We start from the raw sequence: 24,006 nt of genomic DNA, 5'->3' as shown, positions 1-24,006 counted from the left end.
TGGGAAGATACACAAGCATACGCATCCTGGCTGACGCAACAAACCGGGGAAGCGTATCGCCTACCGTCGGAAGCAGAATGGGAATACGTGGCGACATTTGGCGACATTGAAGGCGATGACGGCGTCGTCGGGCACGACGAAGCAAATATCGGGTTGGTTGACTGCTGCGGCGGCAAAGCGGAAGGACGGGATGTCTGGATTGAAACCGCCCCCGTCGGCAGTTTTCCTTCCGACAAGTTCGGCATCCACGACATGCGAGGAAACGTCTGGGAGTGGCAAGCTGACTGTCATCAAGACAACTATGTGGGCGCGCCTGTCGATGGCTCCGCACGCACAGAATGCGACACGCCGGACAAACGCTCAATTCGTGGCGGCTCCTACGGCGATGCTGGCGACTATCTGTCACCGAGATATCGACTGCCCGGACCTAAGGATCAGGGATATTTCACTGTCGGCTTCCGGTTGGCCCACGACGTTCGCGAACCGCAACGGTGACCTGAGCGCACCAGCACATCAATATATCGCATCTATGTCGGCAAAGCTGCTTTCACGTATGCTGGCCTCCAGAATCGAGGAACAAGATTATGACCAACCGTACCAAGCTGAAATGTAACCCCGTTCCCGCGATTGGAATGGCATTGGCAGCGACACTTATGACGGCTTGCGCGACCCTTCCTCAATCAGCGCTGGCAGATATGCCGCCCGTCGGTCAGGACGAACTTCCAGCCCTGATAAATGATGGCTTTGACAGCGAGACGGCGCTGACCTTCGATTGGCCGATGCTGGAGATTGGAACGGGCCAGTACGAAGATGGGCCAACAGGCCTGACGGTTCTGAAATTTGGAAAAAAAGTGAACGCTGCCGTCGATTCTCGCGGCGGTGGACCAGGCACCGTCAACGCCAAATATCTGGAACTAGGATACAATCAGCCCGAACTCGACGCCATCGTCCTGTCTGGTGGCTCTTGGTATGGTCTGGAAGCGGTGACAGCTGCCAATACTGCGTTGCTCGATGACAAGTATCGTGGCGGTCGCTGGGACAATGTGGGCCTCGTTGTCGGTTCCATCATCTACGATTTCGGCGGTCGGCGCCTCAACGAAATCTATCCCGACAAACGTCTTGCCCAACTGGCATTGAGGGCTGCAGAACCGGGCGTATTTCCAAATGGCGCCTATGGCGCAGGTCGTTCTGCCATGAATGGCGGCATTTTCGGCTGCAACGCACGCTCCGGACAAGGCAGCGCGTTCCGCCAGATTGGTGATGTGAAGATTGCGGTATTCACCGTCGTCAACGCTCTTGGCACGGTGACCGACCGTGAAGGTAATGTCGTCGCTTGTCACAAGGGAAGCAACTGGCCGGAAAACCTGAAAGCGACAGATCTGATGCGGGCGGCACCAGATAGCGTGCAGCCCGGCTGGAATGGCGACGAGGAGTCACCAGGCGCTGAGCGAAAGAACACAACGATCAGCGTTGTCGTTACCAACCGCTCAATGACGCCAGCCGAGCTGCAACGACTTGCTGTTCAGGTACACACATCGATGGCGCGAGGTATTCAACCTTTCGCAAGCGAATTTGACGGTGATGTACTCTACGCTGTGTCGACGAATGAGGTGGAGACCGGCCCCGGCGAAACCATCCCGAGCATGGAGATCGGCGTCGCCGCGTCTGAACTGATGTGGGATGCCATCCTCGCCGCAGTGCCTGCGCATCAGGTAACTCAGCCAGACCCAGATCCGGAACTTGTTCTCCCAGCCCGCACGCTGGAAAAGTACGCCGGAACCTATCGCTTCAGCCATCTGGCTGAATTAACGGTTAGCGTGGAGAATGGCGCGCTCGTCGCATCTGCAACGGGAGAGCGTGATGTCTTTCAGGTCAAAAAGGGCACTCCCCGTCCCCTCTTGGCCGCCACCCGAGACACATTCACTGTCGAGCGTGGCCGCTACCCGTTCAGCATTCAGTTTGCGGGTGACGAGATCATAATCAATCCAGGCCGCTGGCAGCAGACCGGATACCGCGTTTCGGCTGATTAGACGCTCAAGACACTCATAAATATCAGGACAGCAAAATGACCAAGCACTCTGCCTTCAACTGGGCCGACGCCCTTTCGCTCGCTTCCGATCTGACTGAGGAAGAACGGTTTGTGCAAAAGACCGCTGCAGATTTTGCCGACAAACGCCTTCTGCCTGGAATTGTGGAAGCCAATCGGTCAGGTCATTTTGATCGCGAAATCATGCGGGAAATGGGCGCGCTCGGTCTGCTTGGGCCAACCCTGCCGGAAGAGTATGGCGGCGCGGCGGTCAGCCACGTAGCCTATGGTTTGGTCTCGCACGAAGTTGAAGCTGTTGATTCAGGCTACCGATCTGCCTTGAGCGTTCAATCCTCGCTCGTCATCCACCCTATTCATGCCTATGGCGACGAACAACAACGCCAACGCTGGCTGCCTGGTCTTGTGTCAGGTGATCTCGTTGGCTGTTTCGGCCTGACTGAACCCGACCACGGTTCGGACCCCGGCAATATGGCCACGCGGGCGGTAAAGACGGATGGCGGATACCGCCTGAACGGTGCAAAGATGTGGATCACGAACAGCCCGATCGCCGATGTCATGGTGGTCTGGGCGAAACTCGACGGAGTCATTCGCGGGTTTGTGCTTGAACGCGGCATGAGTGGCCTGTCGACGCCCGAAATCAAAGGTAAGCTCGCGCTGCGCGCATCCATCACCGGTGAAATTGTCATGGACGATGTGTTCGTCCCTGAAGAAAACCTGCTCCCGAACGCCCGTGGACTGTCAGGCCCGTTTGGCTGCTTGAACAAGGCACGTTTCGGAATTGCCTGGGGCGCACTCGGCGCGGCTCGCACCTGTTGGACCGCTGCGCGCGACTACACGCTGGATCGAAAGCAGTTTGGCCGCCCGCTCGCCGCGAACCAGCTGATNCAACGCAAACTAGCTGACATGCAGACTGAAATTTCTATTGGTTTGCAAGCCTGTCTGAAGGTGGGCCGCCTGCTGGATACTCATCAGGCAACGCCGGAAATGATTTCGCTGATCAAGCGCAATAGTGCTGGGAAGGCGCTGGAGATCGCCCGGACATCGCGCGACATGCATGGTGGCAACGGTGTTTCGGATGAGTTCCACATCATGCGGCACATGTGCAATCTGGAAGCCGTGAATACCTATGAAGGCACTCACGACGTGCACGCCCTCATTCTNGGGCGGGCTCAAACCGGTATCGCGGCTTTCAACTGATATGGCACAGGCACTCGCGGGTCTTCGTGTGTTGGATCTCAGCCGTGTGCTGGCAGGCCCCTGGGCCACACAGCTCTTGGGTGACCTCGGGGCTGAAATCATAAAGATTGAGCGCCCTAGTCGCGGCGACGACACACGCAGCTGGAGCCCTCCATTCCAGTATGGATCAGACCCAANCANNCGCGAAGCTTCCTACTTCTTGAGCGCAAACCGCAACAAGAAATCAGTGTGCGTGGATATCACACGAGTGGAAGGCCAGAATATCATCCGGCAACTGGCAAAGACCAGCGACGTTCTGATCGAGAATTTCAAGACGGGAAGCCTCGCCAAATATGGCCTCGATGCTGAAACGCTCTGCGCCGAGAATCCCGGGTTGATCTATTGTTCAATTACCGGCTTCGGACAGACAGGCCCATATGCGAGCCAGCCGGGTTACGATCTGTTGATTCAGGCAATGGGCGGCTTGATGAGCATTACGGGCGTTCCAGACGGAGAACCGGGGGCCGGCCCGATGAAGGTCGGGGTGGCACTCGTCGATATCCTTACCGGTCTGTACGCCGCCAACGCCGTTCAGGCGGCGCTACGGCATCGTGACAAAACCGGCGAAGGGCAAGCAATCGACATCTCGCTTCTGGATAGCCTTGTCGCTGCCCTGGCCAACCAGTCCCAAGGCTTCCTTGCCACGGGCCAGAGCCCGTCACGTATGGGGAACGCACACCCCAGCATCGCACCCTACGATGTGTTTAAAACCGGCGACGGACACATCGTGCTGGCGGTTGGCAATGACGACCAGTTTGAAGATCTCTGCANCCGCCTCGGCCTCTCAGAGCTATCCAAGGATCCCCGCTTCCGGTCGAACGCCAATCGCGTGCAAAATCGCACGGTTCTCACCGACATTCTGCACAACACATTGCAGACCGCGACGACATCTTACTGGCTAGACACTCTGGACGGATGCAAGGCTCCTGTAGGTCCTGTGAATAGAGTCGGTGACGTATTTGCAGACCCTCATATACANGCACGCAATACTCGGATTACGCTACCGCACTCCAGTCTGGGCGANGTGTCGGGCGTCGCCTTTCCAGCGCGCCTCAGTCGCACTCCGGCGGAGTATGTATCGGCTGCACCAATTTTAGGCGAACATACCCAAGATGTACTCAAGACTTTACTTGGATACTCAGATGAAGCACTGAGCGCACTCGGCACCGATGGTGTGATCAACACCCCGTCCGAAACAGACTAATCAGCGAGACTCCCCTGTCTGACTGGGTTTCGCAAGACTGTCGAAACCCATTTGTAAGACGTACGCACAACGACCGCACTGGCAGGTGCGCAATTCGCACCATGTGTCTCAATTTTGGCATCTGCCCAATATTCTGTTTGTCCGTCTTACTTCCCTCTAATGTAGCAAAAGCGAGCGGGAGAAGACATGAAACGTAAATATCTTTGGACAACAGGCAGCGCTGTCATCGCTCTGATGCATGCAGCGACTGCGGGGGCCCAGACAACCGAGCCGACAACGGAAGATACCGAACTGGTACAGTCCGCGATTATGGTAACGGCTCAAAAACGGGAACAGCGCCTGATCGATGTGCCGATGGCTATTGAGTCCATTTCTGGTGACGAATTGGACAAGCTGGGCATCGAGAGTGTGCAAGACCTGTCATTCAACGTACCTGGTCTGACCATGAGGGAAGATGGTCCGGGCAGCTACACGATTTTTGTCCGTGGTCTGGCGAACCAATCCGGTTCCGGTGCACTTGTCGGAATGTATATGGACGAAGCCCCTCTATCATTGAGCGGCTATGATCAGTTGAGCCCGGTGGCGCTTGATCTGGAGCGCGTCGAAGTTCTGAAAGGTCCACAAGGCACACTCTACGGACAGGGCGCCGCAGGCGGGGTCATTCGCTTCATCACAGCTGATCCGGTCCTCGACAAAGTCGAAGGAAAAGTCAAAGGCGAGCTCTACACTGTTTCAGAAGGTGAAGTTGGCCAGAAGGCTGANCTTGTCGTCAATGCGCCGATCGTTGAAGACAAACTGGCAGTTCGTCTCGCTCTTGGTCTCGAAAGTGGCGGCGGCTGGATTGATCAACCTGAAGCCGGCATCGAGGATGGTAACGGCACTGAGCTGCTGAACGCACGCGGTAAAGTCCTCTGGGTTCCAACAGAAAACTTCACCGCCAAGGCNATGGTGCAGATCCAGCGCGCTGAAACCGAGCTGGGTATGGGTTATGAAGAACCAGATCGCACGGTTGATGTGGGGCCAGACCGCAGCAAGGTCATGATCCCCAAGAANTTCGATTTCGATATCTACAATCTCGAACTTACCTACGACTTTGGCTTTGCGGAATTAACGTCCTCAACNACCCAAATCGATCACGACCACCAATACCCATTCACCTACATCGCGCGTGAAGGTAACTACTCCTACGGATTTGTTGAAGGTAATGATGATCGCTTCGTAAAGGCCGAACAGTTCTCTCAGGAACTGCGCCTTGCTGATGCAGGTGAAAACTTTGCCTGGACGATTGGCGCTTACTACAGCGATGGCGAACGTTCGCTGACGGCCGACTACGAATATGCTTATGCGCCCGGCGGCGATCTGTATGAAGGTGGCGGAGTGCTGTACGACGACCTCTACTACTATTCTGCCTCAACGTCGGAATCCTATTCCCTGTTCGCAGATGGCGCNTATGATCTGACAGACAGGCTNACGCTTGGTGCTGGCCTTCGCTACTTCCATGACGAGCAAACCAGCCTCATTGAATACGCACCNGGNACCGGCACGGAGCTTTCGGACACATTCCAATCGGTCGATCCGCGCGTGTACATGACCTATGAGTACAATCCGGACGCAACTATCTATGCCAGCGCNGGTTCTGGTTTCNGGAGCGGTGGATTCAACTCTGCGCCGTTCGATCCCTACGGTCCTGAAAACATCCTGACCTATGAAATCGGTACGAAGGGAAGCACAAGTAACCTTCAATACGATGTCGCTGTCTTCTTCACCGANTACAAAGACATGGTACGCCGTCGACTGACNGAAGTGAATGGAGCNTTNCTGGGNGAGTCCAGCAANATTGGTAANGTTGAGGTCAAAGGCGTAGAAGCTGGCGTCGCGTACCAGCCTATGTCCGGTTTGACGCTTTCGGCCAATGCCGCGTATCTCGATAGTGAGATCGTCGAAACTGCCGATACCGACGAAGTAAACCAGGTGGGCGATCCGACCGACTACACGCCGGAATTGAGCTACACGCTCGGCGTGAATTACGACTTTGACATCACACCGGATCACCCGGCATTTGTACGGGTCGACTTCAACCACCGTGACAAGGTCACCTATATCGACCGTTCCAGCTTNTNTGAGTCNGCNNTGCCNCANAGNTCNGATGCNCTGAACCTGCTNAATGNNCGTGCNGGCGTACAGGTTGGNCAGTTCGANCTGGAAGTCTTCGCNACNAACCTNACAGACGAGAACAAGTCGATNGACCCCTATCAGGCNTGGGCNAATGCNAACCGCACACGTCCNCGGGTGNTTGGCGTNAGCGCTGCGTACAATTTCTAGTACGCGTAAACTGCACAATCGTTGATAACCGGACACTCCGGTTATCAACAGGCAACAAGACATAGACTGACCCGGGCGAAACTATCGNCCGGGTCTTTTGTTTGCNCAAAAGANAACCGCCCCATCATCAAGATGGAGCGGCTTCCGGTCTGATTGCCGACAAGGGCGAGGCATCAGATCAAACTCGNCATTCCTCGACGGCGTTAATNAGAACCGNCCCCTCGCCTTCGACACCTGTGTCATCCTCATTTCCGGCCATATTACTTTCGCAGATAACAATCGTGCTTTCGTCTGCCGCGCGCGCGCCGAATGGGGAGTTNNTCAAGATATCTGAACGCATTGTCACGATNTGAGCACGATTNTCTGTATAGAGACCATCGTCCTGATTGCCATCAATCACNCTNTCCACGACCGTTGCGGTCGCGTCTCCATAGGCGGCAACACCCGCAGACTCGCTTCCCACAATTCGNCTGTTCTTCATCTGAANATGAGCTGTCTCTTCCAGCCATATGCCAAGGTGAGAGTTTTCNATTANCAANNCACTTGCCGATACGTGACCAGCTTCCCTGCCTGTAACCGCCATCTTCTCGATGCCTGATATTCGAACACCTTGCAGAGATACCTGACTATCGATGGTGAAGATTCCATGGCCGTCGTAGATATCATCCTCTGGCTCTCCATAGAAGAAATCAGAGATCGCAAGTCCTGAGATTGTGACGTCGGAATCTCGAACAACAATTGCGCTTACGGGAAACTCCTTGCGTCCTTGGAGAACAGCCCCAGGACTTGCCCGCAGGGTGAGGTTTTTCCCATCGATCACAAGCGCTCCACGTACCGCCAAGTCCTGAAACGGAACATCTCTGTAGCTGCCAGGCGCGTAGGATCCAGATTGCATGCTGATCACTGCTCCAGGCGGTGCAGCATCTACCGCGCTCTGAAGACCATCAAAACCAAGATAGTCACAAGCGCCTTCATGAGTTGGATCTGCGCACACATTTATGTTGGCGCTGGATTCCTCCTCAATACGTTCTGGCGCGACGCAGGCTGTCATTGCAATCAAGGCCGCAACTGAAACGGCGCTCAACAAATGGGTCGTCATCAAATACTCTCCTGTTCTGCGGACAGAGCATCGCTTGGTTCAGGGGTTGGGTCTTCCAATCGCATTGCACGGGACAGCACAGGCCGAAGCGCGATGATCAGGACAGCCGCTGCACCCACAATCGCGGCGTGCATGAGCCAAAATCCCGACGCGGACATTGTTTCGTAGAAGCGCGCCAACCAGCCACTGAACAGACCTCCCACAAAGATCGCTAGGTAGTACGATCCCACCATCATTGAATTGACGGATTCCGGCGCTGCTCGCGAAGTAAGAGCCAGAGCGATTGGGCCAACATACAAGAACCCGATTGCGCAGACGAAATGGAAGATGGTCGGCCACAACAACGACACAGCCCCATCTCCGGACATCAAGTCACCAAATCCCAGCAACACGAACGCAGATGCGAACACTGCACAACCGAGGGCGAGCTTCACAAGGTCGCCCGGTTCAGCATTCCGGCGAGACTGAGATCGCCAATACCACAGCACCAGTGGCGCCAGGAGCAAGACGGCCAATGAATCAAGAGACTGGAACCACGTTACCGGCACATCCAGACCAAAAATGTTCCGGTCCACATCGGTTCGCAGCCAGAGCGGATAAGCATTCCAAACCTGGCTTTGCGCAGTCCAATACAGGGATGTCAGCGCAAGCATCAGCAGGATCGATAAAATGACAATGCCATCACCTTTTTGGAGGCGCGGGCGATCTTCGCTTTTCTGAACTGTATCGACGGGCAGATAGGACAATCCGGAAAGGTACACCGCCAGTCCAATCATCATGCCGATGCCGGCCGCACCAAAGCCATAGTGCCAGCCATAAACTTCTCCCAAGGTTCCGCACACGAGGGGGGCAATAAATGCTCCAACATTGATGCTGAACACATAGATCGAGTAACCGGAATCCCTGCGCTTGTCGGACTTGTCGTACAATCCGCCAACTTGAGCCGCCAAGTTGCCTTTCAGCAGGCCTGATCCGAGTATCAGCGTTGCCAATGCCAACAGAAAGCTCGCTTCAAATGCCATCAGGAAATGACCGAGTGCCATAAGCAACGCACCAAGAAGCACCGCCTTTGTCCGCCCCAGCAATCGGTCGCCGATTAGTCCGCCAAGCACCGGCGCGAAATAGACGAGCCCCACATAAGCTCCGAACACCTGAGAGGCGAGCGCCTGGACACTGAGTGGACCGAAGACCGCTTCAAACACGCCCCGGAAGGGCTCAAATGCTGCAACATTCCCCGAGTTTTCCGGCAGGAACAGATAAGTCGCCATATAGAGGATGAGCAGTGCCTGCATTCCGTAGAACGAAAAGCGTTCCCAGGCTTCGGTGAAGACGATGTAAGCCAGTCCTTTTGGGTGGCCGAAAAACACCGTGTCTCCACCATCCACTCCGCGCGCAGTTCCTGCACCAGTCACTTCGCCGGTGTCGTGCGTGTCACTCATACTCTTTTCTCTCTTCATTTGGCGCGATCTATCCGGGCTCAATGATGGCCCCAAGCGGGTTTCCACTGGATGTGGTTGGGCACATCATTCTCTTCCCAATAGAAGGGCATTCGAGGACGATCGTAGTTTCCAACTTCATTCATGCTGTAAGAATCATAAAGGCGTCCGTTCACCATGGTCATGGAAACTGACTCCGTATTGCGAATATCCGTGAGCGGGTTTTCATCCAGAACAATGATGTCAGCGAGCTTTCCGACACGTAGCGATCCGATTTGTTCCTCAAGGCCCAAAGTCTTCGCGCCATTTATGGTACCAGCTTTCAATACATCCAGATTGCTCATCCCGCCTTCGGCGAGAAGCTGAAGCTCCCAATGCATGGCCAGCCCATAGACCTGGCCATGCGAACCGGCATTCACCAGCCCGCCCGCATCATTGAGTTCCTTCATCGAGCGCGCAGACGCCCTGAACCCGATATCCCAAATCTCTTCAGCGGCCTGCAATCCGGTCATGCCCCGAACATAAGGGGGGGCGCCGACGGGCACGGCCAGGGGGCTGTAAGAGCTTGTCGTGGTCTGGACATAGGTCTCGACGCGCGGATCATTCCACAAGCGAGATGAGGTGAAGAGATAATTTTCTCCCATCAGCTCACCAAACAGAACAATCAATGTCGGCGTATGTGCGACATCCGACGCGGCCATGAGCTGTATGAAGTCATCATACAGCGTCTCGACAGGCACATTGTGTTGCAAATTCATGTTGCCGTCGAGAATGGCCGTTATCCCATTGAAGAAATGGCTCTCGCCCTCAACATCCACCATGATCCCTTTTTCTCGACCGGCCTTGTTCAGCATCTGCCTTTGCTGGCGTTGGATCTGGCGATAACTCTTGATCACTGTTCCGCCCAGGGACAGCTTTCGATCCATGATCACTTTCGCGTCCTCATAAGAATCGATCGGGATGAACACCGGATCATACTTCCGCTTCCGGCCGTATATGACGCTTCCGACTGCGATATTGCGTGGCCCTGTCATGTCGCCTGCAAGGGTCATTTCTGACGCAGTGTAGGTTGGCAATTCAGACGTATACGGGTCGTAGTTCGTGGTCACCCCGAAGGACAGCGCCGCATAGCGAGAGGCCTGCTGTTGCGGCAAAAGGCCGGCAGATGCGTAGTAACACGTATCCAAATGCCCATGCATATCTACCAAACCCGGCATAAGGGTTTTACCCCCTACATCAACAATGTGTGCGCCGGCTGGAATCTGGATTTCGTCGGCTGGACCGACCGCCGAAATGCGATTGCCGTCCGTGATGATTGTTCCACGCTCGATAATGCCGGCATCGTGCAGCGTGATGATGCGACCGCCTACCAATGCTGTCATTCCGACGGGGCGGTCGGCCGGCACATGCAAGTTCACTTGTGCGAACAGTTCTGGCTCATTCACTTCGGAAGCGATGGCTGCATGATAAACGTCCGGTCCCAAGGCCCAGTAAACGCCGCTGGAATCATGATCCCAAATGAGTTCGTATCCACCCGCCTGCTCTATCTGGACGCCCTCTTCAGCGTTCAGGGTTAATTCTGTCTCATCAGGATCAAACGGGGCGATATGGTAAGTCTGGTAATGCCTGTAGGCGATCCACTTGAGGTCTGGGCTGAGCTTCAATTCGCTCGTGTCCGAATCCTGGGTTCTCAAATGAATACGATGGTCACCGCCTGCGAACGCGATGCTTTCCAATGTTGTGATCAGCGTNCCATCTTCATATCCGGCTGTCGTGAAGTAGACGCGGGATCCATCTGGCGAGAAGCGTGGATTTGCGCCCGCGATNCCAAGCGGAACCTCCGCCCCGCCTTCTGTCGACATCCAATAAATTCCCGGATCAGCGCGATAACCGCCGAGACAATCATCACCTGACGCAATCTGGAANAGGATCTTGGAGCCATCGGGCGAAAAGACTGGTTCGCGAACAATGCCGATGGACTGGAAAAGCGTAACCGGCGGCTCACCATCAGATTTGAGTTTGAGCTCCCCACCCTTCACATCATTCCATTCTATGTATGCCGTTTTTGAACCATCCGGAGAAAANCTGGCATCCGATTGCGATGCTTTGGTCGGTGAGAGCTGATGAGGCTCTCCTCCAGAAGAAACTGATTGCTGCCAAGTGCGTCCAAGCGCGCCAAACATGAGCGTGTCACCATCGGGCGACAGCGCAAGCCTGGAGATTGCTTTGACCCGGAACTCTTCGGGCGCCAGATCCTGTGAAAACCGGACGGACTCTGTCAGCCTGTGATGCGCTGTAAGGGAGAAGGATATTTCCTCGGCCCGGCCATCTTGGAGGAATATCCGCTTGATTTTTCCTCCGCTCCAAATGGCAATTGATTGTCCGTCAGGAAACCAGGAGAAACGCGGATAGTATGCTCCCTGTCCCAGGAAATCTGCTTGGCCGTCGCGATCAAGTTCATCGAATACGGGAACCTGCTCTCGGGTTTCGAAATCGTAGACAAAGAGCATGGTCTGCTCTTTGACGCGCCGCACGAAAGCCATCTTGCTTCCATCGGGAGAAATCGAAGGCGCCAGCGCGCCGCCAAAGCCTCCAACAACGGTTTCAATCTGACTACTGTTCAACTCAAGTCTTTGAATCGCGAAATTCTTGTGGTTCGCGTCGACATATATGGCCGAAGCATGCGGTGGAGTAACCTTCTCCACATAGTAGAGATAATNGCCGTCTGGTGAGTATTCCGCATCGTGTACGTTTTCGCCATTCGCAGGCATCTCGACGACAATTTCAGCCGAACCGCCGCCGGACGGGTATGCCACCAGTTCGGACGCATGCAGCTTGTCAGCGGTATCGAACATGCGNGCCGCGGCGATAGATTTGCCGTCTGCACTCCAGGCCGGATCGACGACAGCCTGTGTTTGCTCAAACGACACCTGAACCCGGTTGCCGCCGTCGAGATCGGCCGTCCAGATATTATCTGTGCCATCTACATCACTTATATAGGCGACCCGGCGACCATCTGGACTGATGACGGGAGAGTGCTGGATTGCGGAGCCACCCAATACGAGGCGCGCCTCTCCACCTTCTGCAGGCATGGAGTAAATGTCGCCGAGCACGTCGAAGAGAATGGTTTTGCCAGAGGGGTGCACAGCTACGCTTATCCACGTGCCTTCATCGAGCGTCAGCGCCACCTCACGATAGGGTTCCCCGGTATCCGTCACGTCCCATTCCTGGGCGCTCGAGATACACCCTGTACTCAGCGCCAGTCCAAACATGCCGAAGGCGAGTGACGAAAACTTTCTCAATTCCTGCTCCCCATTAGAGTGCGACCCATCATGTCGACAGGATGCGAGATCCTGTATGTGTCTTGTAGGCTTTTCCGCACCTGTAACTTGACCACGTGCCGCCAGCATTGGCGAAGGGGCCTAGGATGCACTACTAGGTGTCTTTTCCGCACCACCTCGCTCACGCTTCGCATCTGTCGGATGTCAAAACCTGTTTGCCATACTGACCAAAGGCAATTCGCCGCCGACGGCTGGAGGTCGCATGCAACTCTCGAAACTTCGACTCATTCACAAATGGCTAAGTCTGGTCTTTCTGACCGTATGGATTTTGCAGGCAGCATCCGGCCTGATGATTGCGTTTCGAGCCGACATTGACGATTTCCTGTTAGGACAAAAAGCGACAAAAACCGACAACGCCGCAATCGCGGCGACAATTGACGACATGCTCGCAAATGGGGACGACATTTCTTCAGTCTGGTTTTCAGGCGGGCGTGATGGCCAGTATGATGCGTATCTTGAGCGCGATGGAGAGAGCCGCACGGTTCGGATAGATGGCGTCGGCAACAGGGTTCGTGACCGCTCGGATTCCAACCTGTTCTCTGACGGCGCCGTTTTCGAAACGGCTACCCAATTCCACAAAACGCTCCTGCTTGGATCGGTGGGCTATACCTTCCTTACCATTTCCGGCCTGCTGTTGGTGTCAAACATCGCGATGGGCCTCACCATCGGATGGTCAAGGCGAAAGCGCCTCACAGCGTTTGCCCAAGCGCCGAATGCACCAAAACCAGCCAGTCTCTCTGGATGGCATTGGCGAGTCGGGTTTTGGGGCGCGTTACCAGCTTCTGTCGTCATTCTGTCGGGAACTGCGCTCGCACAGGCAGATGTGATCGCGAACTGGCTGGGCGTGACACAAAACGCACCGGCGATCACCGCCCCCGTCCAAACACCTCATGTCCCTCTCGAACACGTGCTTGATACGGCCCTGGAGCAATATCCCGGCTCTACGCTGACTGCCATTTCCCTCCCCTCCGAAAATCGGCCGTGGTATCGGATACGCGTCAATGCGCCCGGAGAGATGCCCCGGCTTTACGGTGCAACGCGCGTTTTCGTAGGCTTGGATGGCAAAGTTCTGCTCGAGCACGATGCGGCCAACAGCGCCGCCAATGAACGAATTACTGAAGCTTTATATCCACTTCACACAGGTCAGATCGGAGGATTGCCGGGCAGGCTCCTCAATTTCGCGACCGGCATCTGGCTACTTGTGATGATCACTCTCGGAATTCAGCTTTGGCTGGCGCGACGTCGACAGCGTCAATCGAAGTCTGTGCAGGGAGACACCTAAATGATCAGCTCTGAATTCGGGCGCGATGCATCAGCAGCCCAACTGGACTCACCAGAAAACTTGACTTCATCCCAACGACCGCCGTCAATTGCGAATGAGAAGCGTAACAACAAGGAAGCATTCATGGCCGACCGCAAGGGCGACCTACCCGCTCCAGGGCAACAGCCACCTCAGCGCAAAGCTCTACCGCCATTCGAGGGCTTGAGGGCATTTGACGCCATTGCGCGTCTGGGAGGTGTACGCAAAGCCGCCAAATGGCTCGACCGGGACCATGCGGTCCTCAGCCGGCATTTGAGAACGCTCGAGGAATGGGTCGGAATCACTCTCGTTGAACGCGCCCCTACCGGTCTGATCCTGACCGAAGCGGGGAAGGATTATCACAAATCCATCGCCGCCGCNCTGGATATGGTCGCGCATGCGACGCTGGATGTATTGAACCAGGGCATTCATCACCAACTGCTTATCTGGAGTACACCCGGATTCGCACAGCAATGGTTGTCGCGTCGCCTNGCGTCNCTGGAGCGCGCAAATCAAGGGGTTGAGATCGAACTCAAGCCATCTGTTAGCGCTCCGGATTTTCTGTCTCATGAGGCAACTGCAGACATCCGCTATTGGGCATCTTATGAAGATCTTGGTGAGCTTCCACCCCATCTGAGAAGCCAGGTAGTTGCACAATCTCCGATCATTCCTGTGGCGAGTCCGGAATATCTGGAGAAATCTCCCCCAATTGAAACGCCTGAAGACCTGCTCGAGCATCAGCTCTTGCACGAGAACACGACGGAAACCTGGAAGATATGGCTGGAATCTCTTGGGGTCGATTGCGGCANCGGGCTCAAAGGCCCGCGCCTGTGGCANGGCAATCTGACAGCAGATGCGTCTCGGCATGGNCGCGGAATTGCCCTGACGAACCCANTNCTTTCCGAAAAGCATCTCGCGAGAGGTGATCTGGTNTGGATCGGAAAGGACAATCCTGCCTTCCCGCCCAGACGCGGAGATTACGTGCTTATCGCGCGGCACGATCGGTGGAACGAGCCGAGCCTGCGAAAGTTCAGNCAGTGGCTGGCCAATACGATCGCCAAGGACACACCGGAATTCAAACCAGTGCTCTAGCCCAGTGCATCCGCAGCCGCGTTGAAGAAATCATTGTCCAGAATCGCTTCAGCGAACTTCGGCTTTGACCGGCAGCTGAGGACCGTCAGAACAATGTTCCGGGTTGGGTTGATGTAGATGTACTGCCCGAATATGCCGCGGGCGCTATACGCGCCTTCCGAAAAATCCCCATCTCGGCTTGGCACTGGCCACCACATGTAACCATAGTTCAGCGGCGCGTCGCCCGCCATGCGCGGTTCCGTCGCTTCGACGAACCAATTGTCAGGCACAACAGATTCGCCATCGATGACACCGTTGTTCAATGCGAACAGGCCAAGGCGCGCATAGTCGTGCAATGTCGCGCAGATTCCACTTCCGGCCACTTCCAGGCCATCAGGCGCTTCAAGCCACCATGCGGCATCTGAATCCATGCCAAGTCGCGACCACATTTTTTCCGAACAATAATCTGCCAGCCACTTCCCTGTCGCTGCTTTGACCAACGCACCGACAACATGGGTTTCACCCGTNCTGTAGTTCCAGACCTGNCCTGGCTCAGCGATACGTGGCAANGACGCCATGAGATCCATAATTGCACCTGGCTGCTGGGCCACCTGCAAGTCCAGCATGACGCGGCGCTCNGAACCGGGCGTCGTATGGGTATCATCCCATTTCACGCCAGACGTCATTTGAAGCAGGTGCCGGATGGAAACGCCATCATAGCCACTCCCAGACAGTTCCGGCATGTATTTNACAAGCTGGTCGTCCACACTGTCGATGTAGCCATCCTTGATGGCAGTACCGACCAATGTCGTNGAAACGGACTTGGCCATCGACATCGACATCCAGCGCGTGTCNGCGTCAAATCCGCTCTCATGATATTCATGAACGATTTGGCCATCCTTGAGNGCAAGCAAGCCAACGAGGCGATTCCGGGACACATAATCAAACAGATCNTAGGTGTCGCCATTTGTCGGGATAGCCAGATCCGTCAGGGTGTTCGCCGTCCGTGGCAGTTCACTTGGCGTNCCGCCNGATTTNATGATCCGCGTTGGAAAAATTTCGTGTGTTCGGGCAAACGTCCTCATCTGGACATCCGGCATCAACTGGCCAGCATATGCCGAAACGATGTCACCCAACTCAGGTGATTGTTGATCATAGGATTGCGTCACAAAATTTCTCCCTGCTGGCATACCGAGTGCAATTGCCACGCGGTCAGTCTGCAAAAAACCTTACAGGTCCTCTGCGCGAGGCTCAGTTGCCAAGGAGTTGCGCTCCGGTGCCCTGCCCGCACCAGTGGAGAGGCATTTCGCGCCTCACATCGTGCGTTCATGACAGGAAAGGTGGTAGGACAAATCAATAAGGAGCGAGACCAGAATGCCGAATGAATCTTCTTCGTGGAACATGTATATTCCCAAAGCCTATCGGTCAGACGACCCTGTTTCGATCATCGACAGATTCCCATTCGGCCAATTGGTCACCAGTCATGAGGGATTTCCTTANGCGACAGCGGTGCCNATGTATCTTGATGTGCAGCCTGATGGCNCCACGCAACTCGTCGGNCANNTNGCGAGNCATAACCCNCACGCAGGAACGTTGGCCAAGGGGCAACCGGCGCTCGCCATCTTCACCGGACCGAACGCCTATATCTCTGCCAGCTGGTATGAGGAACGCCCGACCGTACCGACGTGGAACTACATAGCTGCGCAGGTTCGCGGTGTGTTGACCCCTGTTGATGATGACGACGAACAACTCAGCATCATGCGAACAACCATTCGCCGCAGCGAGACAGACTCCAGCTCCAACTGGATGATGGAGCACGCTCCAGACGGCAAGGTCGAAACCCTCCTGCCCCATATCAGATCATTCCGTATTGCGATCAGCCAAATGGATGCCGTGACCAAATTAAGCCAGACGCATCCCGTGGGCGATCAGACGCGCGTTGCAGACGCATTGGAAGCACGTGGGAAAGTCGCGGATCTGGAGATCGCGAGATACATGCGTGATCTTCTAGCGAACTAACCAGATGGTGATGTTTCCACCCCTCGGTGCTGAAACCGCACCGGGCCCATCGNTTTAGTCATCTTCTCCCAAATCGGGTGGCGATCCAACATGTGATCAAAGACATGAAAGGGACGCGCAATGGCGATCGTACAACGAAACACGGCACAGTGGCAGGCACTCGATGCCTCGCATCACATCCATCCATTTTGTGATCCGAAATCACTGNCCGAACGCGGTGTGCGTGTCATTACNAGCGCTGACGGCTGCTATGTGACAGACAGTGACAACAATCGCATCCTGGATGGCATGGCCGGTCTATGGTGCGTGAATGTCGGCTATGGTCGTCAGGAACTTGTCGATGTTGCCACCCAGCAAATGGAACAACTGCCGTTCTACAACTCCTTCTTTCAGAGCTCCACGCCGAGCCAGATCGAACTGGCCCAAAAGCTNTCTGAAGTTGCGCCTGGCAATCTGAACCATTTCTTCTTTGCGAATTCCGGGTCTGAAGCAAACGACACAGTAATCCGCATGGCTCGCCACTACTGGCACGTTCGCGGAAAGCCGAAGAAATACGCCTTCATCGGTCGAAACCTCGGCTATCATGGCAGCACACTGGCAGCGACGAGCCTCGGCGGCATGAAGCACATGCATGACATGGGCTCATCCACGCTTCCCGGCTTTGAGCATATCATGGAGCCCCACTGGTATGCTCACGGAGGGAATATGACCCCGGAGGAGTTCGGACTGCGCGCAGCACAAGCGCTTGAAGACAAGATCCTTGAGGTCGGTGCGGACAACATCGCCGCCTTCATCGGAGAACCTATCCAGGGTGCGGGCGGCGTCATCGATCCACCATCGACCTACTGGCCCGAGATTCAGCGCATCTGCCGCAAGCATGACATCCTGCTTGTATGTGACGAAGTCATCTGTGGCTTTGGGCGCCTGGGCGAATGGTTCGGATGTCAGTATTATGGCGTACAGCCTGACATCATGCCGATGGCGAAGGGTATGTCCTCAGGATACCTCCCTATTTCGGCTGTGGCCTTCAGCGACGAGATTTTTGAAACCCTCAACGAAGGCGGCCCGATCTCGCACGGCTATACTTATTCCGGGCATCCGGTCTCCTGCGCAGTTGCGCATGCGAACATCAACATCATTGAGCGTGAAGGCCTTGTTGAGCGTGTCAAGGAAGACGTTGGCCCTTACTTGCACGAGCGCCTGCAGGAACTTGCTGCAAAACACAAGATTATTGGCGAAGTCCGCGGCACAGGCTTGATTGCCGGCCTGCAACTCGTGAAGTCTCAGGAAGCNCGCGAACCGTTTACGGCCGAAGACAACGCCGCCAANATTTGCCGCGATGCTTGCCTCGACAAGGGTCTGATCATGCGCGCGGTTGGTCAGTCGATGGTGATCTGTCCACCTCTCACGATCTCTCGCGAACAGATTGATGATATGATCCGTATGGCATCAGAAGGCTTGGCCGAAACATCTGCTCAGTTCGGAATTTCCTGACATGTCGGTCGATCTCGCACCTCCCTTGCCACAGACTGTTTCCTCCAACGCTCTGCTGAAACGCATTCTGCATGAGACNCGGCTTGAACCAGTCGAGAACACATTCGATGTGCTCAACCCGGCNGACGGTTCTATTGTCGCCCAGCTGCCGGATCTTGGTGCAGCAGAGACCGAACTGGCCGTNGAATACGCGCGGCAGGCTCAACNAGATTGGGCATCCCGNACGGCGAANGAACGCGGAGAAATTCTTCGCCGNTGGCATGACCTGATCCTGTCTAACGAACGGGAGTTAGGGGAAATCCTAACTCTCGAACAGGGGAAACCNCTNGCTGAGGCGCGCCGTGAGATCACCTTCAATGCGGGCTATATCGACTGGTTNGCCGAAGAAGCCAAACGCGCCTATGGCGATGTCATTCCGACCAGCGCCTCTAATCGCAGGCAAGTCGTCCTTAAACAGCCGATTGGTATCGTCGGCGCGATCACACCCTGGAACTTCCCNAGTGGAATGATTACGCGCAAGGCCGCNCCGGCTCTGGCAGCAGGCTGCGTNATAATCCTGAAGCCCTCNGATGAAACGCCTCTGTCCGCTCTGGCGCTGGAGTGTCTCGCACGAGACGCGGGCTTCCCGGAAGGGGTCTTTCAGGTCATCCCGTCAAAAGACCCAGCACCGGTTGCAAACGTGCTGACGAGTCACCCACTTGTTCGGAAAGTCTCTTTCACGGGATCAACGCGTGTGGGCAAGNTGCTGATGCGGCAGAGCGCCGACACCATGAAACGCCTGTCTCTGGAGCTTGGAGGAAACGCGCCCTTCATCGTGTTCGAAGACGCCGATATNGATGCCGCTGTCGCCGGCGCCATGGTTGCCAAGTTTCGCAACGCCGGGCAAACTTGCATTTGCGCNAACCGAATTCTTCTGCATACGGCAATTCNGGACGAGTTCCTGTCCAAATTCNTCNCGGCTGCCGATGCCATGAATGTGACCGATGGATTCGATTCTTCTTGCGCAATGGGCCCGATGATCAACTCGGCTGCCAAGAACAAGGTGGCGGCCTTGGTGGACGACGCGCTAGCGAAAGGCGCNAAGCGCGCGACGCNCCGGCTGCCNGATAGNGACGGNACNTTTTTTCCGCCTACCATCCTGACTGGCGTGTCCGGTGATATGGATATCGCCCACACAGANATATTCGGTCCGGTCGCACCTGTATTCACTTTTGATACGGATGCAGAAGCCATCGCCTTGGCAAACGACACGCCCTACGGCTTGGCTTCCTATTTCTGGACTCGGGACTATTCACGCGCCTGGCGCGTGTCTGAGCAATTGGAAGCCGGGATGATTGGCCTCAATGATGTGGCAATTTCCGGCGACTCCACACCGTTCGGCGGCATCAAGGAGTCAGGTGTAGGCCGAGAGGGCTCCCGCTACGGTCTCGACGANTATCTGGAAATCAAATATGTCGCNATGGGAGGGATCTGATGATCCGGCCTCCCGTGTCTTTCTCCGCGCAAAATCTGAGATGGGCGTCTNTNNCTCTGACTACGCTNATTNTCNCGGGATACTTNCCGGCATCCAGNGAANCACTGNGTGACGANGACACAGCCGCGATCATTGCTGAACTTCAGGAGATAATTCGGGAACAAGATGCACGACTGGCCAGGCTGGAAGCCCAAATCGCTCAATCGCGGCCACACGATGTATCGCCAGTCATCCAGCCAATGGCTAATCCCGCTACCGCCCCAAACAATCTCCTGCTCAAGCCTGCTCAGCAAGGCACCTCCAAACTAAGCATCAATGGAGACCTTCGGCTCCGTTACGAGTACAACACGTCCGATGGCGACGCCCGCACGGACTCTCGCGGTGTGGCGCGAGGGCGTGTAGCAGCAATCTATACAGCNAACCCAACACTCGAATTCGGCGCCAGGCTCGTCACCGGCGATCCGGATGATCCAAACTCCGCAGACGTATCTCTTTCCAATTTCAACGATGATTTGCAGGTCAGCCTGGACCAGATCTACGCNCGNAAAGTCTATGGCGCTCTTACGCTNACTGGCGGCAAGTTCTCGAACCCCTTTCGCCGCACNGACCTTGTCTGGGACGGCGATGTGAANCCACAAGGGNTNGNCGGCCAATATGATTTCGTTGATACNGAGACCAGCACCATCACAGGCCGCGCNCTNTTCTTNCCGATNGAAAGATCCGTNGCGGCTGCTGACAGTACGGCATCAGGNCTNCAATTGACCCTTGACCAACAGTTTGGTGCGGGCTGGAGCATGGGCCTGGCGACCGGCTACTATGATTACGAGATCGAGGCCACTGATACGGCGAACACAGGCGACACGCGCACCAACAGGCTCGACGGCGCTGGAGCCTATGTCTCTGACTTTGACCTGCTCAATCTGATCGCCTCGNTTACATATGACGGCCTTGGAGATCGTTGGCCTCTTCAACTCCAGGCCGATTATGTTCAGAATATCGGAGCTGACGACTTCGACACGGGCTATAATGTNTCAGCGGCGCTTGGCCAATCTGCTGAAACCGGTGACTACCGCTTCAGTTATGGATATCATCAGGCGGAGGCCGATGCAGTCTTCGCGGCGTTTGCTCAAGACAACATATCATATGGCAGCANCTATCTTCAGCACGCGGTGACCGCCTCTTACGTTCTGAACGATCACCTTACCCTGGATGCAGCGTTTTATGCATTCCGCGTCAAAGACATAGAACTGCTCCCACTGTCGACAGAAGATTGGCAGCAACGCCTGCGCCTGAATCTGATCGCCCGCTTCTAACCTGCTTTTTTATCAACCGGCTGTTACTTCAAAGGATAGTTGAATTGCGTATTGGTACCCCGAAAGAACTCAAGAACCGCGAATACCGTGTGGGGCTGACCCCGCAAGGCGCTCAGGAACTCATCCGTTCAGGACATTCAGTCTTTGTTGAAACAGGTGCTGGTGCGACGGTCGGATTTTCCGATGAGATATACGAATCCGTCGGCTGCACAATTTCTGCGTCTGCTGACGAGTTGTTCGAAAACTCTGACATGATCATCAAGGTCAAGGAGCCACAGCCGGTCGAGATTGCCCGTCTGGAGCCTCGCCACACGCTGTTCACCTATCTTCACCTCGCTCCGGACCCGGAACAAACGCTGGGCCTTCTGAAGTCTGGTGCAACTTGTATCGCATATGAGACCGTGACTGACCGGTTTGGTCGTTTGCCTCTCCTTACTCCGATGAGCGAAGTGGCCGGTAGATTGTCCATCCAAGCCGGCGCCAAGTATCTCGAAATCTCGAATGGCGGCTCCGGGACTCTTCTTGGGGGCGTCACTGGTGTTGCACCCGGCAATGTTCTTGTCATTGGTGGCGGAGTTGCCGGGCGGAACGCGGCTGAAATGGCCGTCGGCCTCGGAGCGAATGTCACAATTCTGGATCGCTCGCTCGATCGGCTCCGCGAACTCGACATCATCTTTGGTGGCCGCGCCCGCTGCCTCTATTCAACCTCTGCGGCGATTGAGACAGCTCTGCAGACTGCAGACCTCGTGGTCGGCGCGGTGCTGCTTCCAGGCTCCGAAGCCCCGAAAGTGGTTTCAGCAGAACAAATTGCCATGATGAAACCCGGTTCGGTTGTTGTCGACATCGCCATCGACCAAGGCGGCTGTTTCGAAACCAGTCGCCCCACAACCCATGATGATCCGGTTTATGAAATTGGTGGTGTCATTCACTACTGTGTGACGAATATGCCAGCCGCGGTCGCGCGCACATCAACCATCGCCCTGTCCAATGCCACACTGCCGTTTGCGATGGCACTTGCCAACAAAGGTACAGCGGAAGCAGTTGCATCTGACCCTCACCTTGCGGGCGGTGTAAATGTGGCAGACGGAAAAATTGTTCATCCCGAAATCGTCGCAGCGATGACCGGGAAAATCTGACACACTATATGAAGGAACACTGGACATGCGATCTGCATTGACTGCCGCAGCAATAGCAACNAGCGTCGCCCCCGCNGNTGAAGCGCAATCCCGCTCGGTNTTCGGTGAAGCGCGCATGTCCTCCTCTCTTCATGACCGCGGCGAACAACTCAGTGCAGAAACGCTTGAGCTTCTGCTGGGACTGGAGCAGTCCACCGCATTCGGCGCGGTCTACACGTCCATTTACCGCATCGANCCTATTGGCCCCACAGCAGGTGCCTTCGCATCTGAAACCGACTATTCGATCGGCGTCATCGTCGAAGAAGACACCTTCTCGGCAGACCTNTCCGCAAACTGGCTCACTTATCCAGGCAGTGAGGACGGTTCGACACTGGAGTTGGCACTATCGATAGATATTGTTGGCACCTTATCTCCAAACCTTTCAGCGTTCTATGATGCCCACACCAGTGATAAAGGATTTGAAGTGTCAGCAGGCCCCTCCATTGAAATGGGAGCCTGGACGACGAATTTGCGAGGCCGCGCGGGAATGGTCTCGATAGGAGATGGTTCCCCGAACCGCTCCTATGCAGGGATCGAAGTATCAAGCAGCCGCGCTGTTGCAGACAATTGGGAGTTCGGCGTNCACGCATCCATTGATGCCGCAAACCGGGAAACGTTTTCAGCGAGTATCAGGCAAGGCGAAATCGTTTCGTTNGAACACCAAGGCGTTTCGGCCGGAATCTCACTCTCCTACACAAACTGANCGGCTACACTGCCGGANCGTCNNTTGCCCTCTCTGGTGCCTGACGGACACCATTCGATGCGCTATTGTCCTCTTTCCAAACAAATTTCTTGTGCCGCACTATAAGCAGATTGAAACAGAGGACGGTATCGATGAAGAAAGTGTGGATGGGCGCGGGGGCACTGATCATCGCAGGTGTCATTGGCTGGTGGATGATTGGTTCGGATTGGCGGCGTCTGGCCACAAATCTGCCAACAGACAAGAACATGCTGTTCTGGACCGTAGACCAGCGCGATGCAGCTTTCCGCATGCTGGATCGGCTCCCCTTCCTTGTGAAGGCGAGGCCAATCGAGGCAGGATCATCAGTCCGCGCACTGGAGACGGGAGCCCCCCTCAATCTCGATTTTGACATCGACGCCTATGTAGAAGAACAACGTCACTCAGCTGTCGTAATTCTGCACGACGGAAAAGTTCGTTACGAGAAATACAATCTGGGCTTCACGGACTCCGGCCGCTGGACCAGCCACTCTGTGGCCAAATCCATTACGTCCACTCTGGTCGGCGCCGCTATCCATGACGGATACATTCAAAGCCTGAATGACCCGGTTTCCAACTATATCGGCGGCCTCAAGGGGTCCGCTTATGATGATGTCACTGTAGAGCAATTGTTGACCATGACATCGGGGGTCGCATGGAATGAAGACTACGACGATCCGAATTCAGATGTCGCAAAATTTGGAACGCATGAATCGAGTGACGGTCTCCCTGCTCTGGTAAGCTATATGAGCCAGCT

General features: G+C 55.4%; 16 protein-coding genes. 13 read left to right on the top strand and 3 right to left on the bottom strand.

Features of this window, described 5'->3' with window-relative positions; genetic code table 11:
• From CBB91_RS08560 to CBB91_RS08540, 5 genes are all read left to right on the top strand, one after another.
• Positions 1-495, top strand: a 495-nt coding sequence (locus CBB91_RS08560; RefSeq protein WP_273013487.1) for a formylglycine-generating enzyme family protein, incomplete at its 5' end; no start/stop codon positions are given.
• A gap of 89 nt (positions 496-584) precedes the next feature.
• The gene (locus CBB91_RS08555; RefSeq protein ID WP_273013485.1) at positions 585-2,030 is read left to right on the top strand and encodes a P1 family peptidase; all 1,446 of its coding nucleotides are present in this window, start codon (positions 585-587) and stop codon (positions 2,028-2,030) included.
• 35 nt (positions 2,031-2,065) lie between these two features.
• Complete coding sequence (locus CBB91_RS08550) at positions 2,066-3,244, top strand: acyl-CoA dehydrogenase (RefSeq protein WP_273013483.1); 1,179 nt, start codon at positions 2,066-2,068, stop codon at positions 3,242-3,244.
• Position 3,245: 1 nt separating this feature from the next.
• Positions 3,246-4,487, top strand: coding sequence for a CaiB/BaiF CoA-transferase family protein (locus CBB91_RS08545; RefSeq protein WP_273013481.1), 1,242 nt, complete (start codon positions 3,246-3,248; stop codon positions 4,485-4,487).
• A 186-nt stretch (positions 4,488-4,673) separates the two neighbouring features.
• Positions 4,674-6,809, top strand: coding sequence for a TonB-dependent receptor (locus CBB91_RS08540; RefSeq protein ID WP_273013479.1), 2,136 nt, complete (start codon positions 4,674-4,676; stop codon positions 6,807-6,809).
• Between the two features lie 1,098 nt (positions 6,810-7,907).
• On the opposite strand, the gene CBB91_RS08535 is transcribed toward CBB91_RS08540, so the two are convergent.
• Together CBB91_RS08535 and CBB91_RS08530 are read right to left on the bottom strand one after the other, a co-directional pair.
• On the bottom strand, positions 7,908-9,347 hold the full coding sequence (locus CBB91_RS08535) for a peptide MFS transporter (RefSeq protein WP_273013477.1): 1,440 nt from the start codon (positions 9,345-9,347) through the stop codon (positions 7,908-7,910).
• 38 nt (positions 9,348-9,385) lie between these two features.
• Positions 9,386-12,646 carry an amidohydrolase family protein gene (locus CBB91_RS08530; protein WP_273013475.1) on the bottom strand — a complete coding sequence of 1,087 codons (3,261 nt, stop codon included), beginning with the start codon at positions 12,644-12,646 and terminating at the stop codon, positions 9,386-9,388.
• A gap of 241 nt (positions 12,647-12,887) precedes the next feature.
• Here CBB91_RS08530 and CBB91_RS08525 point away from each other — a divergent pair, with 241 nt between their 5' ends.
• Together CBB91_RS08525 and CBB91_RS08520 are read left to right on the top strand one after the other, a co-directional pair.
• Positions 12,888-13,967, top strand: coding sequence for a PepSY-associated TM helix domain-containing protein (locus CBB91_RS08525; RefSeq protein ID WP_273013473.1), 1,080 nt, complete (start codon positions 12,888-12,890; stop codon positions 13,965-13,967).
• Between the two features lie 123 nt (positions 13,968-14,090).
• Positions 14,091-15,077 (top strand): LysR substrate-binding domain-containing protein, encoded by a 987-nt coding sequence (locus CBB91_RS08520; RefSeq protein WP_273013471.1) that lies wholly within the window; start codon positions 14,091-14,093, stop codon positions 15,075-15,077.
• Here the strand turns inward: CBB91_RS08520 and CBB91_RS08515 are convergent.
• Positions 15,074-16,141 (bottom strand): serine hydrolase, encoded by a 1,068-nt coding sequence (locus tag CBB91_RS08515; protein ID WP_273013491.1) that lies wholly within the window; start codon positions 16,139-16,141, stop codon positions 15,074-15,076. The two genes, CBB91_RS08520 and CBB91_RS08515, sit on opposite strands and share 4 nt — an antisense overlap.
• Positions 16,142-16,430: 289 nt before the next feature.
• Here CBB91_RS08515 and CBB91_RS08510 point away from each other — a divergent pair, with 289 nt between their 5' ends.
• The 6 genes from CBB91_RS08510 to CBB91_RS08485 all read left to right on the top strand — a co-directional run.
• Positions 16,431-17,075, top strand: coding sequence for an FMN-binding negative transcriptional regulator (locus CBB91_RS08510; protein ID WP_345906786.1), 645 nt, complete (start codon positions 16,431-16,433; stop codon positions 17,073-17,075).
• Between the two features lie 120 nt (positions 17,076-17,195).
• Entirely contained in the window at positions 17,196-18,569 is a 1,374-nt protein-coding gene (locus CBB91_RS08505; RefSeq protein WP_273013469.1) for an aspartate aminotransferase family protein, read from the top strand.
• Position 18,570: 1 nt separating this feature from the next.
• A complete protein-coding gene (locus CBB91_RS08500) occupies positions 18,571-20,043 on the top strand; it encodes an NAD-dependent succinate-semialdehyde dehydrogenase (RefSeq protein ID WP_273013467.1) in 1,473 nt (490 codons plus the stop codon).
• Positions 20,043-21,356 (top strand): putative porin, encoded by a 1,314-nt coding sequence (locus CBB91_RS08495; protein WP_345906785.1) that lies wholly within the window; start codon positions 20,043-20,045, stop codon positions 21,354-21,356. The genes CBB91_RS08500 and CBB91_RS08495 overlap by 1 nt, the downstream gene beginning before the upstream one ends.
• Positions 21,357-21,400: 44 nt before the next feature.
• Complete coding sequence (gene ald / locus CBB91_RS08490; RefSeq protein WP_273013463.1) at positions 21,401-22,492, top strand: alanine dehydrogenase; 1,092 nt, start codon at positions 21,401-21,403, stop codon at positions 22,490-22,492.
• Positions 22,493-23,365: 873 nt separating this feature from the next.
• On the top strand, positions 23,366-24,006 hold a 641-nt coding region (locus tag CBB91_RS08485), incomplete at its 3' end, for a serine hydrolase domain-containing protein (RefSeq protein ID WP_273013461.1).

It is taken from the genome of Hyphomonas sp. TMED31 (assembly GCF_002172815.1).
Lineage (GTDB): Bacteria > Pseudomonadota > Alphaproteobacteria > Caulobacterales > Hyphomonadaceae > Hyphomonas > Hyphomonas atlantica.
The sequence above is the reverse complement of the archived record's forward strand: the minus strand, read 5'-3'. Positions and strand labels throughout refer to the sequence as shown.

Excerpts from the sequence above, each read along its gene's own strand:
- CBB91_RS08535 (WP_273013477.1), bottom strand. The coding sequence starts at position 9,347 with ATGAGTGACACGCACGACACCGGCGAAGTGACTGGTGCAGGAACTGCG.
- CBB91_RS08555 (WP_273013485.1), top strand. The coding sequence starts at position 585 with ATGACCAACCGTACCAAGCTGAAATGTAACCCCGTTCCCGCGATTGGA.
- CBB91_RS08525 (WP_273013473.1), top strand. The coding sequence starts at position 12,888 with ATGCAACTCTCGAAACTTCGACTCATTCACAAATGGCTAAGTCTGGTC.